Below are 16,169 nucleotides of genomic sequence, written 5' to 3' on the forward strand. Positions count from 1 at the left end.
CTCGCGGGATGTGAGTACCTCGGGTCGCGCGGGGAGCGGGCGAGCAATCTCGCGGGATGTGAGTACCTCGGGTCGCGCGGGGAGCGGGCGAGCAATCTCGCGGGATGTGAGTACCTCGGGTCGCGCGGTGGAGCGGGCGAGCAGCCTCGCGGGATGTGAGTACCTCGGGTCGCGCGGTGGAGCGGGCGAGCAGCCTCCCGGAACGCGAGCACCTCCGGTCGTGTGCGGCGAAGGTGTCCGGCCAGGGCTGAATGCTCCGGATGCTCCGGCCCGGTCTCAGCCGAGGAGGGGGCGCACTTCCACCCCGCCGTCGAGGGTGGGGATGTAGTCGGCGATGTGCACTGCGTGCTCGAGGTCCCTGGCGTCCACGACCAGGAGTCCGGCCAGCGATGCGTCGGCCGGCGCGAACGGGCCCTGGGCCACCGATCGGTCACGGAGTGTGTAGGTGTCCTGGTCCGAGCGGGTCGCGTAGCCCGCCACTAGGGCCCCGCCGGAGGCGGTGATCCGGGCTTCGACCTGGCCGTGGGCGGCCAGTACGTCCGCAGGCAGGTCCGCGAAGCCACCCGGGGCACGCTCGTAGACCAGGAGCGCGAAGTGCGGCATGATCGGTCTCCCCGTTGCATACAGTGCCGAAAGGGCTGGTCACGGCGGTACTACCGGCGGGCGGCGATCTGACGGCGCACCGCGGCAGCCAGTTCGGCGATCTGGTCGGTGAGGTAGAAGTGCCCGCCCGGATAGGTGTCCAGGGTGAACTCGCCGGTGGTGTGCGCGGCCCAGGCCTGCACGTCGTGCACCGGGGCGTCGGGGTCTTCGGTGCCGGTGTGCGCGTGGATGGGCGCGGTGAGCGGGCCGCTGCCGTCCTCGCGGTAGGTCTCGACGGCGGTGTAGTCGGCACGCAGGGCGGGCAGGATCAGGTCGCGCATTTCGGAGTTCTGCAGTACCCGCACATCGGTGCCGTCCAGCCTTTCGAGCTCGGCGAGCAATCCGTCGTCGTCGCGCAGGTGCACGGTTTTCTCGACGTGGCGGGACGGTGCCCGCCGGCCGGACACGAGCACCGCGCGCGGCCGGGTCCCGCGGGCCTCGAGACGCAGCGCCACCTCGTACGCGATCGTCGCGCCCATGCTGTGCCCGAAGAGCACGACGGGGAGATCGAGCCACGGCAGCAACGCCTGCGTGACGCCGTCGGCGATCTCCTCCACCGAGTTCAGCGGCTGCTCGGCCAGCCGGTCCTGCCGCCCGGGGTACTGCACGGCGACGACGTCGGCCGCCGGCGCGACTGCCTTCGCCAGCGGGTGGAAGAAGGATGCCGAGCCGCCCGCGTGCGGCAGGCAGACCAGGCGGACCGCGGCGTCGTCCACCGGGTGGTAACGCCGCAACCACAGATCGTCGGTCATCGCACCTCCTCGGCGGCAGATCCTACCGGCCAGGATGATCAACTGACCGAGGAGCCGCAGTTGCATGCCGACGGCGGTCGATGATCTGTCTATTGTGGACGAATTGGTGCTTCTGGTCCGAGGGACGAGGTTGGCCGGGTCGTCCCGGGAAGGCTGCGCTGAACAGCCTGGCGGCGACTCGGCCACCCGTCGGCGGGCGGCCGAGTCGCCGACTGTCCGGGCCTGCACTGCGACGAGCAGCGGCTGGCAGCCGATCCCTCGAACGGCAATTGCCGCTGCGCCTCGGATCGGCGAAGGGAATTTCGGCACCTGCGCCGCTTCGTCGTGATTACGGATTGCTTTTTTCCGGAATCGGAAAGGGTCACGAAATCGGGCAAGTGTGGCATTATTGGCTTCGACAGCGCCGCGGGCGCTTGGTGTGGCGGTTTCGAGTAATGGAGACAATTCCGGCTCGACGGCTTTTCCGGTGCCCGGCCGGAAAGCGTGAAGCCGGACTCGGCCTAGTGTCCGTTGAGGACTGTTGTGGTGGTGCGCCGACCCGTCCCAGGGTGCTTGGCAGGGTGTCGCCGGCGCCGGGGCTGAGGAGACGAAGATCATCCGAACCGGCGGAATAGTCACCGTGGGCTGAGCGTTCGTCGTGGCGTGACCGATAACGATGTGGAACTCAGCCCGACTGGCTGGGTACAGGACCAGACGAAGAAGATCCTCGAGACCGGCACAACCGATGGTGTCGAGGTGCAGGGCGTGCCCGTCGTGCTGCTGACCTTGAAGGGCGCGAAATCCGGCAAGCTCCGTTACACGCCGGTGATGCGGGTGGAGCACGAGGGCCGGTACGCCGTGGTCGCTTCCAAGGGAGGTGCCCCGACGCATCCGGTCTGGTATTACAACATCAAGGCCAACCCGGAGTTCCCCCTGCAGGACGGGACGGTCACCAAGCTCTACGTGGCCCGCGAGATCGAGGGTGACGAGCGTGCGGAATGGTGGGAGCGTTCCGTCGCGGCATTCCCGCCGTACGCCGAATATCAGACGAAGACCGACCGGCTGATCCCGGTGTTCCTGCTCGAACCGAAGGCCTGACGTCCACGGCCGGGTGCTGCGGCAGACTGCTGCCGCAGCACCCGGCGTGGCGTGATCGTGGCCGGCCGGGTGCTCCCGGGTCGGCACCCGGTGCGGCGCCCGCCGTGAGATTGGCGCGTGCCAACGGAATCGTCTGTGGAGGTCGGGAGCGCCGGGCATCTCACGCCGCCCGATCCTGCTGGTGGCGGGGTGATCCTGCGGCTAACTCGTTCGGGTGAGAAAAGTCCAGGGGAAGCTGCTCGGGCATGCGGTGGGCTCCTGTCCTCCGCCGTACACCGGTCGGGGCCCGGTAGGTCTTGCCGCTCGCTGTCCGGCGTGAGGCGGTGCCTACTGTCTCCGGCGTCCCTTGGCTCTCGGCCCTCCGTGACTCGGGGAGGTCGGTCCTGCGCGGCGCGTGGTCATCGGCCGCGCTGTCCTCTGTCGTGTGGGGCGCGAGGTCTTCTGCCTCGCGGGCCGGTTCTCCGGCAGTGACGAACCTTCCCGGCTGTTGTTGTGTTGCCTGCGGTGATGGCGACGCGTGGTGCGCGATGGCGGGTGGATGGGCGGCAAAGTGCTGCAGCTTGAGGAGATGGCGCCGGACGAGGCCGGCCCGCCGGGCTTCGTCGAACACCGCCCGCGCGGCACGGTTCCGGGCTCGGCGACCGGGCAGTGGATTGGGGTGGTTCACGCGGATTCCTTTGAGTGTTCCGAGGAGAATGCGGTGGTGGCGGGGGTTTTCCGGGACGCGAGGTAACGGGTGTGTCTCAAGTGGAGATCGGTCCGGTCGCGTTGAGCCGTTCGGCCGCATGCAGGTCCGGCGACCGGCCTTGCCGGGCGATGTCCACTGTGGCCGCAAGCGTGCTGCGCGCGGGGTGGCGAGCCGGATCGCGGAGGAGTAGCAGCCGTTCGGGTGCGGTTGCCGTGCTTCTCGGCGTTTCCGCTGGTGATCACGCTGCGCTCGGCGGTGCCCCGGTTTGTTCGTCCTGGCGGCGGACGGGGTGGTGTGGCCGCCGCGGGGCCTGGCCGAAACGCGCTTCGACCAGGCCCGTTGTGCCCCCGGCAGGACTCGAACCTGCGACCTAGAGATTAGAAGGCTCTTGCTCTATCCGGCTGAGCTACGAGGGCTCGGGCTGGCGACGGTTGCTGCTTGCCAGCAGTTGCAGCTTAGCCACCACCATTCTCTCGATCGTTTGACACCGTCGGATCGTTTCAGGTTTGGCCCTCCGGATTTGCCGTATGCGCAGGGCGATTGCGCGTGTTGTGCCCGCACGCCGCGGAACGGCCCCGGTGCGGGTGCGCCGGGATGGCCCACGGGCGATGCGCGATGTCGTGCGGTGTGTGGTGGGTCGGTTGCACAGGGTGCCTCCTGGCGAATGGGTGTCCCGAGGCTGGGACGGCGGGTGTCGTGGTGAGCGGTCGGCAGGCTTGGCTGCCCGGGGCTCGGGCGTTCGGCGCGTTGGCGGACGGGGCCGCCGGGCGATGGCGTCCGGTGCTGCGTGGCGGGTGGTCGGACCGGGAGTATCCGCGGGCGGTGAATGGCGGTGGACTGCGGTGTTGTCGGGTCGGGTGTTGTTGCGAGGTGTCGCGGACCGGATGTCGTGGGTGGGTCCTGTGCGTGGCTTGTTGTGGGTAGGTCGGTTGAGTGAGCGGCATGCAGTGGGTTCGGATGCTTCGGGGGCGAGGTGGGGTGACCGGGACGGGTGTTTGTGGGCGCGGTGAAGCGGAGAAGTGGAACGGACGCTTCGGGTGGTTGGCCGACGGTCGTTCTTGACGGGTGGTTTTCACGGGGATCTCTGGGGAGATGGGTCGAGCAGTCTCCGGTTGCGGCTGGGATGGGTGTTGGCGGGCGAAGTCTCGGACGAAGGCAATCGCAGTCGCAGCGTCCGGGGGTATGCGGGTCGCTGGCGTGTCGGAGCGGTATGCAGTCGGCCGGTGAGTCGCCAGGGGTGACGCTTCGAGACAGCCGGTTGGAGCCGGAGGCTGTGAATCGCAACGTCGCGGGTTTGGGTCCGTGGGCCGGTGAACCTTCGGGCGATCGTCGGCTGCCGATTGGTCATGGGCAGCGGAGAATCCGTGCGGCTGGGGTGTGCGGGCGTCGTCAGTAGTGGCTGGTCCTTGTCGGGCTGAGGTGGTCGCGGCTGTCGTGGCGGCGGCGGTAGGGCTGAGCGTGCTGGGCGCGCGGGTCGTGAGGCATGGCCGCGGGGGTGGTGGCCTGGTGGTGTGGGGACGACGAAGGTTGGGCGGGGGGCGCGGTGTGCGGGCCGGGTCGACGGCGGAGTTGGGTGATGAGAGGTCCGCAGTGTGGGGAAGCGGTCACGCGGCGAGGGGCTTGGTGGCGCCGGGCTGGGGTGGATGGCAGCGGTTTGGGTGATGAGGCCAGTGGCGCGATGACAGCCGGTTGGGTGGCGAACGGTGCGGTGGTGCCGGCGACGGGTTGGTTGGACGGGGCGGAGTGGGACAGCTGGTTGGACGGTGGGTGCAAGGACGGCTGGGCGATGGGCTCGGCAGCGCAGGAGGCCGGTCGGACCAAGGCTGGCGGCGTAGCGGCCAGCCGGGCGGGAGTGACGGTTGATGGGACGTGGTGTGGGGGTGGTTGAGGGATGGTGGTGCGGCGATGTGGGAGTGGTTGGTGGGGCGCGGTGTGGGAGTGGTTGGAGGGACGGTGGTGCGGCGGTGCGGGAGTGGTTGGTGGGACGCGATGCGGGTGCGGCTGGTGGGACGAAGGTCGGCGGTGTAGGGGCTGGACGGTGACGTGGCGGTGCGGTGACGGTTGGTTGGGCGTGCTGCGGGAATGGTGGGTCGATGGTGTGGCGATGTAGCGGCAGGACGGTGGGGCGGTGATGGCTGGTCGGACGCGGTGCGGGACTGGTTGGCCGGACGAAGGCGTGGCGGTGCAAGAGGTCGGATGGTCGTGGGGCGATGCGGTAACGGCTGGTTGGGCGGGGAGCGCCTGGTGCTGCAGGGACGCGAGAGTGGGCAGGACGCTGGTGGGTGTGGGTGGCATGGACTGGGCGTGGTGAGGGAGCGTGGGTGTGGGCATGGACTGGGCGTGGTGAGGGGAGCGTGGGCGCGGGGTCGGAGTGGTGAGGGGAGGTGGGCGCGGGGGAAGTGGCGGCAGGTGGTTCGTGGTGGGTGCTGATGGCGGTGGCGCTTGGTGGGAGGAGGGGCCTCGCCTCCCGGGCCTGGGTCGGGGGCCGGGTCCGGGAGGCGAGGTGTTGGGTGCCCGTGGGCGCGGCAGGTGCGGGAAGCGCGCCCACGGGCTGGGGCCGCTCGGGGCTGCGGCCCCCGGGACCGGCGAACGGCCGCGAGTCGACTCGGCCTGGAGCTAGCCGGTTCGGTGGTCCCGGTCCGGGGTCATTCCCAGATCTGGATGGCGCGGACCACGAAAGGGGATTGCGGAACGTAAGTGCCGTCACCCGGATAGGTGGTGAAGTCACCTTCGGTCGAACAGTCCGCGCCTTGATAGATCGTGACGTCCCGGGTCAGCCGGTTGCCGAACGAATGGGCTCCGAAACCTTCCGGCAGCGGAATGCACTCGCCGGGGTTGGCGGTGCGCAGGTCGTAGATCTGGGCGGTGCCGGAATAGTTTTCATCTCCCCACAGGCAGAATTCGCCTGCCGCGCACGCCGGTGCCGGGGGAGCGGGTGGAGTCGCGGTGGCTTCGGCAGCGCCGGGCGGGAGTTGCGGCGTGGCCTGTGCGACGCCTGCGCTCGTGAGAAAGCCTGCCATGGCCAGCAGGATGACCTGCGGCAGACGGGCCCGCAGCGTGCGGCGCGGTAGCCGCGCGGACCGGCCCGGGTGGCCGGTGAACACGGACAGGGACGGACGCGGGTGTCGGGACATTGCGGAAACTTCCCCTCTGCGGGCGGTCGGGGCGACCGCCGTGGAATTCGGTGTGGTTTCCACCATGGCGGGCGGGAGGGAGTTTGTCTGCAGGGATTCCTGCTTCTGTGGATAAGTAGTTGCGCGCAGCCCGAATGGGACGAGTTTTCCACAGATCGGTGAACGGTCTTGCTAAATCGCGGTGGTGCTTTCCCGGATGACGAGCGACACCGGGAGTTCGATCGGCGGGGGTGCGGATTCGCCGTCGAGGAGCCGCAGGACGAGGTCGCCCGCGGTGCGGCCCTTGCCTGCCAGATCCTGGCGGACAGTGGTGAGCGGCGGCTCGGACCAGGATGCCTGCGGGGTGTCGTCGAAGCCGACGATCGACACGTCCTGCGGAACTCGCAGGCCCAACTGCCGGGCGGCGGCGATGGCGGCGAAGGCCAGCTGGTCCGACATGCACAGCAGTGCGGTCGGCCGGGACGGGGCAGTGAGCAGCTCGGTCGCGCTGGCGCGCGCCGTCGACGCGGAGAGCCAGGGCGCCTCGGACACGGTGATGTCGGTGACGCCGGCGGACGCGAGGGTCTCGAGGTAGCCGGCCAGGCGCTCGCGGGTGCCGCGGAAAGCGCTGGCCCGTGCGGATTCGAGCGCGGAACGAGGTGGCGCGGCGTGGGATGGAGGGGCGTCGGGGGAGGAAGACGGTGTGGCTTGCGGAACGGCGGTCGTGGCGCCGGGAGAAGGGGCGCCGACGGGAGTGGCGTCGGAGGGGGCGGAAGACGACGTAGCGCTGTGAGCGGTGCTGGCGTCGGGAGACGGAGGGGAGCCGGAGGAGGTGGTTGTGGAAGGCGGCGGTGAGGTTGGTGAAGGAGTGCCACGCTCGGTGGACGGCGTGATGGGGTCCGGTGAGGTCGGGGTTGCGTCGTCGCCGGAGGCTGGAGTGTCGGTGACGGGGGTTCGGTCAGCGGGGGGTGGGGTTGGAGCGGTCTCGTTCGGGCTGGGGGCGGTGTGCCCGGTGCCGGACTTGCGGGTTGCGGGCGTGATGGCCGGATCGATGGCGGTCCCGGTCCCGGACTCGCGGGGCGCGGTCGGCGGCGCAGTGGTGGGTGTGAGGCTGCTGCCGGGATCGCGGGTTGCTGTCGAGAGGTTTGGCTCGGTGGTGGTTGCGGGGGCGGTGCTGGGCTCGCGGCTGCCGGTCGGCGGCTCGGTGGTGGTTGCAAGGCCGGTGCGGGGGTCGGCAGGCGTCGGCCCGGGGCTGGTGGTGTGCCCGGTGCTGAACTTGTGGGTTGCGGGCGTGATGGCCGGATCCACGGTGGCCCCAGCCCCAGCCCCAGCCCCGGCCCCGGCCCCGGCCCCAGCCCCGGACTCGCGAGGTGCGGTCGGCGGCTGGGCGGTGGGTGCGAGGTCGCTGCCGGGGGCGCGGGTTGCGGTCGGGATGGCCGGCTCGGCGGAGGGGGGCAGGGTGCTCGACAGTCGTGGGGCGGAGAGGATTCCGAACCGGCGGTGGCCCAGTTCCAGGAGGTGGCGGGCGGCCTGTTCGGCGCCTCCGCGGTCGTCGCAGCCCACGCGGGCGGTTGCCGGTAGCGGGGGTTGGTCGATGACCACCAGGGGGAGTCCGCGGGCGTGCACAGCGTCCAGTGCGGCCGTTCCGTCGGCCAGTGAGTACGCGACCGCGATGTCCGCTTGTGCGGCCAGTACGCGTTCTGCCGGCGGGCCGTCCTGTGTTTCGCGGCCGGGGAGCAGCAGCAGGGCGTTGCCGGTGGGGTCGACGGTCTTCGCCAGCGCGTCCAGCGTGATCGACAGTGCCGGGTCGGAGAAGGCCGCGGACAGGGACTGGTCCAGCAGGAACGCAATAGCGCCGGTACGGCTGGTGGCGAGGCTGCGCGCGGTCGGGTTCGGGCCGGGGTAGCCGAGTTCCCCCGCCATGCGCAGGATCTGCTCCCGCAGCTTCGCCGACAGCTGGTCCGGGCGGTTGTACGCGTTGGAAACTGTGGCGCGCGAAACCCCGACCGCCTCCGCGACGTGATCCAGCGTCGGGCGGCGCCGCCGGGTACTGCTCATCGGCGGAGCATAGCGCGGCCTGGATTTCCTGAAGCGCTTAAGCCATCCTGAGGCAGCGAGCGGAGGGAACGATGCGGTGCGCGATCGGACAGCGGTCTTCACGGTCTTCGCACTCAACGGGGCAGCGCTCGGTTCTTGGGCGCCCCGTACGCCCGCAATCGCCGCGCAGGTAGCCGCACCGCCGGGCATCTTCGGGCTCGCTTTGCTCGGTGCGAGTGTCGGGATGCTGTGCGGTGCCCCGCTCGCCGGCCGCCTCACTGAACGGTTCGGGGCACGCGCGGCGGTTGCCGGAAGCACAGCCGTGGCAGCGGTCGCGCTCGCGCTCGTCGGGTTCGCACCGTCGGTTCCGCTGCTCGCTGGGGCGTTGTTCGTGCTCGGTGCGAGCGTCGGTGCGTTGGACGTGGCGATGAACGTGGCCGGTGTACTCGTCGAACGGCGCATGGGCCGAGCCGTGATGCCGACGTTGCACGCGGGGTTCAGCTTCGGTGCGCTTGCCGGCTCGTTGCTCGCCGGGCTGGCAGCTGGGCAGGACTGGTCGCCGGCGAGGCACCTGAGCGTCGCGGCTGCCGTGACGCTGGTGGTGCTGATTGCCGTACTGCGCGCGGTCCCTGGCGGACGCCCGGCGCACGAAGCCAGGAAACAGACACCCGCGCGCGCACCGATCAGACGGCCTGTGCTGTGGTTGCTGGCGTCGGTCGCGCTCTGTTCGGCGATTGCCGAAGGCGCTAGCTCGGACTGGTCCGCGTTGCTGATGGTCACGGTGCACGGCGTCGGCGAAGGACCCGCAGCGCTCGCCTATTCGGGCTTCGCACTGGCGATGGCGCTTGCGCGGACGACAGGTGCGTGGATTCAGGAACGGTTCGGCGCCACGCGTTCGCTCGCCTGCGGCGCCGGGATCGCCGCGCTTGGCTTGGTCGTCGCGGCGCTGGCGCCGGAGGGCTTCGCGTACGCCGGCTTCGCGCTCGCTGGAGCCGGGCTCGCCGCAGCGTTCCCGTTGGCGCTCAGTTTGGCGGGAAACGCCGGGAAACGCGCCGACGGCGGTGGCGGTGAACGAGAGCTGGCCTTCGTCTCGACGATCGCGTACGCCGGATTCCTTGCCGGGCCGCCGCTGATCGGCGGGATAGCGCAGGCGACCTCGTTGTCCGTGTCGTTCCTCATAGTCGGCCTGATTGCCGCGTTGATTGTGCCCGCCGCGCTCGGTGCGGCGCGCGCGGCACGACGCGATCACACGCCGGTCGGCTAGCGGCCCACCCCCGTACCGTGGGATGTGAGTCCGTCCTAGTCTCGACAGGTGACCTCGGAACCTGTGTCGAAACCGGAAGCGACTGCGCGCCGCCGGACCAGCGTGCTGCCGTTGCTCTCGGTCGGGGTCGTGCTCGCCGCGGTGGTCGCGGTCGGGCTCGTCGCGCTCACCGGTGGCGCCGGCTACGTGATCGCAGGGCTGCCCGATCCGGGCCTGGTCACGCGCTACGGCGTCACAGTCGTCCGCGTGCTCGCCGAAGCGGCGTCGGTCGTGTGCGTCGGCTCACTGCTGCTGGCCGCGTTCCTCGTTCCACCACAGCAATCCGGCACGCTCGCGCCCGAGGGCTACGCCGCGGTGCGGGCAGCCGGGATCGCCGCCTGGGCCTGGTTTGCCGCTTCGGTGCTGTCGGTGGCGTTCACCGCGGCCGACAGCGCGGGAAAGCCCTTCGGGGAAGTCCTTTCCCTGCAGACACTGCTGGATCTCGTCGACGCGATCGAACAGCCGAAGGCGTGGCTGTGGACGGCACTGATCGCGATCCTGCTCGCGCTCGGCTGCCGCCTCGTGCTCAGCTGGGGCTGGACGGCGGTGCTGTTCTTCGTCTCCGTCGCCGGTCTCGTGCCGGTGGCGGTCACCGGTCACTCGGCGAGCGGCGGTTCGCACGACATGGCCACCAACAGCCTGCTGTTCCACCTCGTCGCGGCCGCGCTGTGGGTCGGCGGGCTGCTGGCCCTGCTGGCGCTCGGCTGGCGGCGCGGCAAGCACCTCTCGCTCGCCGCCCGGCGATTCTCCCGGCTCGCACTGGTGTGCTGGATCGTGATGGCGATTTCCGGCGTGGTCAACGCGCTGGTCCGGATCACCCTCGGTGACCTGTTCACCACCGATTACGGCCTGCTCGTGGTCGCCAAGGTGGTGGCGCTGCTGCTGCTCGGCGTCTTCGGCCACCAGCAACGGCAGCGCGGCGTGGCGAACCTCGTCGACGGCAAGGGCGGCGGCCAGCTGCTGCGGCTGGCCGCGGTCGAGGTGCTGATCATGTTCGTCACGATCGGTATCGCGTCCGGGCTCGCCCGCACTTCGCCGCCCGCGGACGCGGTCACCCAGCCCGCCACCACCGAACTGCTCATCGGCTACGACCTCGACGGGCCGCCCACGTTCTGGCGGCTGCTCACCGACTGGCGGTTCGACCTGGTCTACGGCACCCTCGCGATCGCACTCGCCGCGGTCTACCTGGCCGGGGTGCGCAGGCTGCGCAAGCGCGGCGTCCACTGGCCGGCCGGCCGGATCGTCGCGTGGCTCGGCGGCTGCCTGGTGATCCTGCTCGCCACGTCGTCGGGCATCGGCCGGTACGCACCCGCGATGTTCAGCGTGCACATGGGCAACCACATGCTCCTGTCGATGGTGGCGCCGGTGCTGCTGGTGCTCGGCGGGCCGGTCACGCTCGCGCTGCGCGCGCTGCCGACGTCCGGTCGCGACGCGCCGCCGGGGCCGCGCGAATGGCTGCTCGCCGCGGTGCATTCACCGCTGTCGCGGTTCCTGACCAATCCGATCGTCGCGCTGCTGCTGTTCGTCGGGTCGTTCTACGCGCTGTACTTCTCCGGGCTGTTCGACGCCGCGCTGAACTACCACTGGGCGCATCTGGCGATGAACGCGCACTTCCTGCTCGTCGGCTACGTCTTCTACTGGCCGGTGATCGGCGTCGATCCGGCACCGCGGCGGCTGCCCTCGATCGGCAGGCTCGGCATGATGTTCGGCGCCATGCCGTTCCACGCGTTCTTCGGCGTGATCCTGATGAACATGCAGACCGTGATCGGGCGCGAGTTCTACACCTCGCTGCGGTTGCCGTGGGTCGGTGATCTGCTCACCGATCAGCGGCTCGGTGGCGGCATCGCCTGGGCGTCCGGCGAGGTGCCGGTGCTGCTCGTGCTGATCGCGCTGCTCGTGCAGTGGGCGCGTGCGGACGAGCGCGAGGCCAAACGGCGCGACCGGCGCGAGGAGCACACCGGCGACGAGGAACTGACCGCGTACAACGCGATGCTGAAGGACCTCGCGCAGGGCAAACGGGTCGAATGAAATGCGGGAAAGTGATGTCGTCCGCGTGATCCGGGGGTGACCCTCGGTAGGCCGGTGGTGACCGCCGTCAGGGCGCCGGAGGACCCACTCTACGATCGCTGACATGGCCGAGTTCATCTACACCATGAAGAAGGTGCGCAAGACCGTCGGGGACAAGGTCATCCTCGACGACGTCAGCACCGCGTTCTACCCCGGCGCCAAGATCGGCGTGGTGGGCCCGAACGGCGCCGGTAAGTCCACCGTGCTGAAGATCATGGCGGGGATCGAGCAGGCCAGCAACGGTGAGGCGTTCCTTCAACCGGGCGCGACCGTCGGCATCCTGATGCAGGAGCCGGAGCTGGACGAGGACAAGACCGTGCGCCAGAACGTCGAGGAGGGCCTCGGCGACATCAAGAAGAAGCTCGACCGCTACAACGAGATCGCCGAGCAGATGGCGACCGACTACAGCGACGAGCTGATGGAGGAGATGGGCGGGCTCCAGGAGGACCTCGACCACTCCGACGCATGGGAACTCGACTCCACCGTCGAACAGGCGATGGACGCGCTGCGCTGCCCGCCGCCGGACGAGCCGGTGACCCACCTGTCCGGTGGTGAACGGCGCCGCGTCGCGTTGTGCAAGCTCCTGCTGTCCGCGCCCGACCTGCTGCTGCTCGACGAGCCCACCAACCACCTGGACGCGGAGAGCGTGCTGTGGCTGGAACAGTTCCTCGCCCGCTACGCCGGCGCCGTGCTCGCCGTCACCCACGACCGGTACTTCCTGGACAACGTCGCGCAGTGGATCATGGAGCTCGACCGCGGCCGCGTCGTCGGCTACGAGGGCAACTACTCCACCTACCTGGAGAAGAAGCGCGAACGCCTCGAGGTCCAGGGCAAGAAGGACGCGAAACTGGCCAGGCGGCTCAAGACCGAACTGGACTGGGTGCGCTCCAACGCGAAGGCCCGCCAGACCAAGTCCCGTTCGCGGCTCGACCGCTACGAGGAGATGGCCGCCGAGGCGGACAAGCACCGCAAGCTCGACTTCGAGGAGATCCAGATCCCGCCGGGCCCGCGGCTGGGCAACGTCGTGGTCGAGGTGGAGAAGCTGCGCAAGGGCTTCGACGACCGGGTGCTCATCGACGGGCTGTCGTTCGACCTGCCGCGCAACGGCATCGTCGGCGTGATCGGCCCGAACGGCGTCGGCAAGACCACGCTGTTCAAGACCATCGTCGGGCTCGAGGAGCCGGACGCGGGCAGGGTCAAGGTCGGCGAAACGGTCAAACTGTCCTATGTGGACCAGAACCGGGGCGGGATCGATCCGGACAAGACGGTGTGGGAGGTCGTGTCGGACAAGCTCGACTACATCCACGTCGGGCAGACCGAAATGCCCTCGCGCGCCTACGTCAGCGCGTTCGGCTTCAAGGGGCCGGACCAGCAGAAGCCTGCCGGGGTGCTCTCCGGCGGCGAGCGCAACCGGCTCAATCTCGCGCTCACGCTCAAGCAGGGCGGCAACCTGATCCTGCTGGACGAGCCGACGAACGACCTGGACGTGGAAACCCTCGGCTCGCTGGAGAACGCGCTCGAGCAGTTCCCCGGCTGCGCCGTGGTGATCTCCCACGACCGGTGGTTCCTCGACCGGGTGGCCACGCACATCCTGGCGTGGGAGGGCACCGACGAGGACCCGTCGAAGTGGTTCTGGTTCGAGGGCAACTTCGAGGGCTACGAGAAGAACAAGGTCGAGCGGCTCGGCGCGGATGCTGCGCGCCCGCACCGGGTCACCCATCGCAAGCTGACCCGCGACTGATCGAGGGCAGGGGTCGGAGAGTGGAGACCAGCAGGCACAACCGGCCCGGCCCGTCCGCGATCGCGGACGGGCGGCCCGCCGTTGCCGGTGGCGGGACCCTCGCCGACCTCGGGCGGCTGATCGGGCGGGCGGAGGCGATGCACTTGCGTGCGCCCGAGCTCGCACTGGTGCTCGGCGAGCGAGCCGCCGCGCTCGCCGAGGCGGCAGGCGCGGACGGGCACTGGATCAGGGCGGAAGCCCTCGTGGTGTCCGCCCGCGTGCGCGTCGGCGACCGCAGCGGGACCGTCGGCAGGGCGGTCGCGGCGCTGCGCGCGGCCGAGCACGCCGGATACGCGAGCACCGCGGCGCGGCTGCGGATCGACCTGGCGGTGTGCGCCCGCAGCCTGGGTGTGCCGCTGATGGGGCTGGCCGCCCTGCGTCCGGCGCTGTCCGAGGACGTGCCGTCTGCGGTGCGGGCCGAGGCACTGTGCCACCTCGTGGGCTGCCTCGCCCCGTTCGGCCGCAAACCGGAACTGGACCGGGTACTGGTGGAGGCGGACAAGCTGCTGGTGGCCGACGACGCGCTGGATGCGGACACCCGGCTGCTCACGCGTGCGTTGCTGCGCAACGGAACCGCCGCGCACCGGCGACGGCACGGCGACCTCACCGCGGCCGCCGACGCCGCCCGTACCGGCCTCGGCTTCCTGGAGAAGCTGGACCGGCCGGGCGACGACGGCGGGCTCGTGCGGATCCGGCTCGTGCTGCAGCTGGTGAGCACCCTGCTCGACCGCGGTGATGCCGAAATGGCCTACGACTTCGCCGAACCGATGCTGCGCGTGCCGATCCGGGCGGCCGGGGTCGCACCGGCGGCCTGGCTCCGGCTGGCCGTGGCGACGAGGGTGCACCTGCCCGCAGGTGCCGGTGAGGCGGCCGCGGAGCTGGTGGGGGAGGCGATCGCGGCCACCGACCGGCATGGCCTGCCCGCCGTCACCGCGCGGCTGTGGCTGGAGCTGTCGCAGATCGAGGAACGGTTCGGCAGTGCCGAGGAAGCCATTGCCTGCCTGCACCGTTCACGCGCGGCGGAGCACGGGCACGCCAGGGCGCGGCGGCAGGCCTGCGGTCTGCTTGCCGGTGAGTTCGGCGCGAGCGAGCTGGCGTCGTTCGACCTCGACGAGGTGCTCGCCGCCTCCGCGCCGCGGGACGGGCGCGCGGTGCCGATGGCCGTCGAACCGCGCGTCGACGCGGAGGTCACGTCGGTGCTGCCTGCGATCCGTGACGAGCAGCCGCCGGCCGAGGAGACTCCGTCGTGGTCGTTCGGACAGCCTGCGGCGGAGGCGGAGATCGAGCAGACGACGGTCCTGCCTGCCGTGCCCGCGGAGCCGGAAGCCCAGCCACAGCGTGCGCCCGCCGCTGCGAAACCGGCTGCGTTGCCCGGATGGGTGCGGCCGTTCAGCCGGGACGCCGCAGCGGAAACGCCCCGGCGTTCGGCGGAGGCCAGGGAGAGCGCGGAGCCGGGGACACGGCGGGCACCGTCAGGGCGCCGGGCCGAGGTTCCGGCTGCGCGCGAGCCCTCGGGGACTGCCGCGCATCGGGAAGCGGACCGGAGGGCGCCGAAGGAACCGTCGACGCAGCATGCGACATCCGAGGGACGCGAAGCGGTCGAGAAGCCCGCTTCGCGGGCGGTGGTTGAGCGGCCTGCCTCGCGTGAGGTGACACAGCGGTCTGCCGCACGGGAAAGGGCCGAGCGGCCGGTTTTGCCTGCCGAGGCTGCCCCGCGTGTGGTCGCCGAACCGCCGACGGCGTCCGAGCGACCCGCACCGCGTGCAGTGGCTCGGTGGAACGCGTTGCACGAAGAGGCGGAGAAGCCCGTGTCACGGGAAGCCGCCGACCGGTCCGGCTCGGGCGAGCCGCTCTCGCAGGAGGTCGCCGGCCGGCCCGCGGTGCGGGAAGGTGCGGAGAAGCCCGCTTCGCCTGCGGTGGCAGAGGAGTCGCCGCGGTTTTCGTTGCGGATGCCGGATTTGTCGGACATCCTGCCCGAGCTCCCGCTCGCCCCGGCGCCCGCGGACGAGCCGGCTGCGCCGTTGTGGGAGAGCGCCGAATGGGCACGCGAGGAGCAGGCGCGCCGGGACGCCCGCAGCCGTACGACGCGGCACGACGCCGAGCATGGTTCGGTTGCCGCGAAGTCGGTGCTGGACCGGCTGGGGATCTCCGCGAGCGACGGCGGGGGCGGCCGCCGCCGCGCGGACGAGTCAGGGCGGAGCGCCCCGGATTTCGCTGAGCCGGCGGAATCCGGCGCGCAAGCACAGACCGTCTCGGTGCCGGCCGAGGACCCGTCCGGGCCGGCGCCCGCCGCGCAGCCGGCACCCGAGCCACCGTCGGAGGAGCCGGCGGCCGAACAGTGGCTGCCACGGCTGCGCATGCCCCCGGCGCTCGATCCGCTGGCGGACGTCGACGAGTGGACCCCGTCCGCGCAGCCGTTCCCGGAGAGCTATGCGCGAGCCATCGCGGAAGACGAACCGGCGGCGGACGCCGGACTGGCGGAACTGCTGGCCCGAGCGCTCGCCGAACACCAGGCAGGCACGGCCAGCGCGGCCGCACTGGTGAAACGACTGGGACCAGAGGACGAGCAACCCCAGCGCCCGGTCAACGGACACGCCACCGCAGACCGTCACCGCACGACCGACTGACAGCGCCGCTCCCGGGTCTTGCGGCTCCCCGGACGTCGTGCTGCCGCGGTGGCCCGGCACCGCGCGATCGACCGGGTCACCAC

General features: G+C 70.8%; 10 protein-coding genes, 1 tRNA gene and 1 pseudogene. 6 read left to right on the forward strand and 6 right to left on the reverse strand.

What is annotated here, in order from left to right; all coding sequences use genetic code 11:
• Window positions 1-276 precede the first annotated feature (276 nt).
• Together ABD793_RS37550 and ABD793_RS37555 are read right to left on the reverse strand one after the other, a co-directional pair.
• Window positions 277-603, reverse strand: coding sequence for a YciI family protein (locus tag ABD793_RS37550; RefSeq protein ID WP_344868259.1), 327 nt, complete (start codon window positions 601-603; stop codon window positions 277-279).
• A gap of 50 nt (window positions 604-653) precedes the next feature.
• Complete coding sequence (locus tag ABD793_RS37555) at window positions 654-1,394, reverse strand: thioesterase II family protein (RefSeq protein WP_344868260.1); 741 nt, start codon at window positions 1,392-1,394, stop codon at window positions 654-656.
• A 642-nt stretch (window positions 1,395-2,036) separates the two neighbouring features.
• Here ABD793_RS37555 and ABD793_RS37560 point away from each other — a divergent pair.
• Both ABD793_RS37560 and ABD793_RS37565 read left to right on the forward strand, forming a co-directional pair.
• A complete protein-coding gene (locus tag ABD793_RS37560; protein ID WP_344868262.1) occupies window positions 2,037-2,471 on the forward strand; it encodes a nitroreductase family deazaflavin-dependent oxidoreductase in 435 nt (144 codons plus the stop codon).
• A gap of 538 nt (window positions 2,472-3,009) precedes the next feature.
• A complete protein-coding gene (locus ABD793_RS37565) occupies window positions 3,010-3,204 on the forward strand; it encodes a hypothetical protein (RefSeq protein ID WP_344868263.1) in 195 nt (64 codons plus the stop codon).
• A gap of 297 nt (window positions 3,205-3,501) precedes the next feature.
• On the opposite strand, the gene ABD793_RS37570 is transcribed toward ABD793_RS37565, so the two are convergent.
• The 4 genes and pseudogenes from ABD793_RS37570 to ABD793_RS37585 form a co-directional block, all read right to left on the reverse strand.
• Window positions 3,502-3,575, reverse strand: a tRNA-Arg gene (locus tag ABD793_RS37570).
• 2,229 nt (window positions 3,576-5,804) lie between these two features.
• Window positions 5,805-6,179: a peptidase inhibitor family I36 protein gene (locus tag ABD793_RS37575; RefSeq protein WP_344868389.1), complete on the reverse strand. Its 375-nt coding sequence runs from the start codon at window positions 6,177-6,179 to the stop codon at window positions 5,805-5,807.
• Between the two features lie 285 nt (window positions 6,180-6,464).
• Complete coding sequence (locus ABD793_RS42905; RefSeq protein ID WP_425548836.1) at window positions 6,465-7,580, reverse strand: substrate-binding domain-containing protein; 1,116 nt, start codon at window positions 7,578-7,580, stop codon at window positions 6,465-6,467.
• A 153-nt stretch (window positions 7,581-7,733) separates the two neighbouring features.
• A pseudogene (locus tag ABD793_RS37585) lies at window positions 7,734-8,330 on the reverse strand (LacI family DNA-binding transcriptional regulator); the annotation flags it as partial.
• 76 nt (window positions 8,331-8,406) lie between these two features.
• Here ABD793_RS37585 and ABD793_RS37590 point away from each other — a divergent pair.
• The 4 genes from ABD793_RS37590 to ABD793_RS37605 all read left to right on the forward strand — a co-directional run bounded on the left by ABD793_RS37590 (window position 8,407) and on the right by ABD793_RS37605 (window position 16,086).
• On the forward strand, window positions 8,407-9,573 hold the full coding sequence (locus ABD793_RS37590) for an MFS transporter (RefSeq protein ID WP_344868264.1): 1,167 nt from the start codon (window positions 8,407-8,409) through the stop codon (window positions 9,571-9,573).
• Between the two features lie 48 nt (window positions 9,574-9,621).
• Window positions 9,622-11,640, forward strand: a complete 2,019-nt coding sequence (locus ABD793_RS37595) for a bifunctional copper resistance protein CopD/cytochrome c oxidase assembly protein (protein WP_344868265.1) — start codon at window positions 9,622-9,624, stop codon at window positions 11,638-11,640.
• A gap of 103 nt (window positions 11,641-11,743) precedes the next feature.
• On the forward strand, window positions 11,744-13,420 hold the full coding sequence (ettA, locus tag ABD793_RS37600) for an energy-dependent translational throttle protein EttA (RefSeq protein WP_344868267.1): 1,677 nt from the start codon (window positions 11,744-11,746) through the stop codon (window positions 13,418-13,420).
• Between the two features lie 20 nt (window positions 13,421-13,440).
• Window positions 13,441-16,086 (forward strand): hypothetical protein, encoded by a 2,646-nt coding sequence (locus ABD793_RS37605; RefSeq protein WP_344868268.1) that lies wholly within the window; start codon window positions 13,441-13,443, stop codon window positions 16,084-16,086.
• The last annotated feature ends 83 nt before the right edge of the window (window positions 16,087-16,169 follow it).

The organism is Amycolatopsis ultiminotia, assembly GCF_039536925.1.
Taxonomy (GTDB): domain Bacteria; phylum Actinomycetota; class Actinomycetes; order Mycobacteriales; family Pseudonocardiaceae; genus Amycolatopsis; species Amycolatopsis ultiminotia.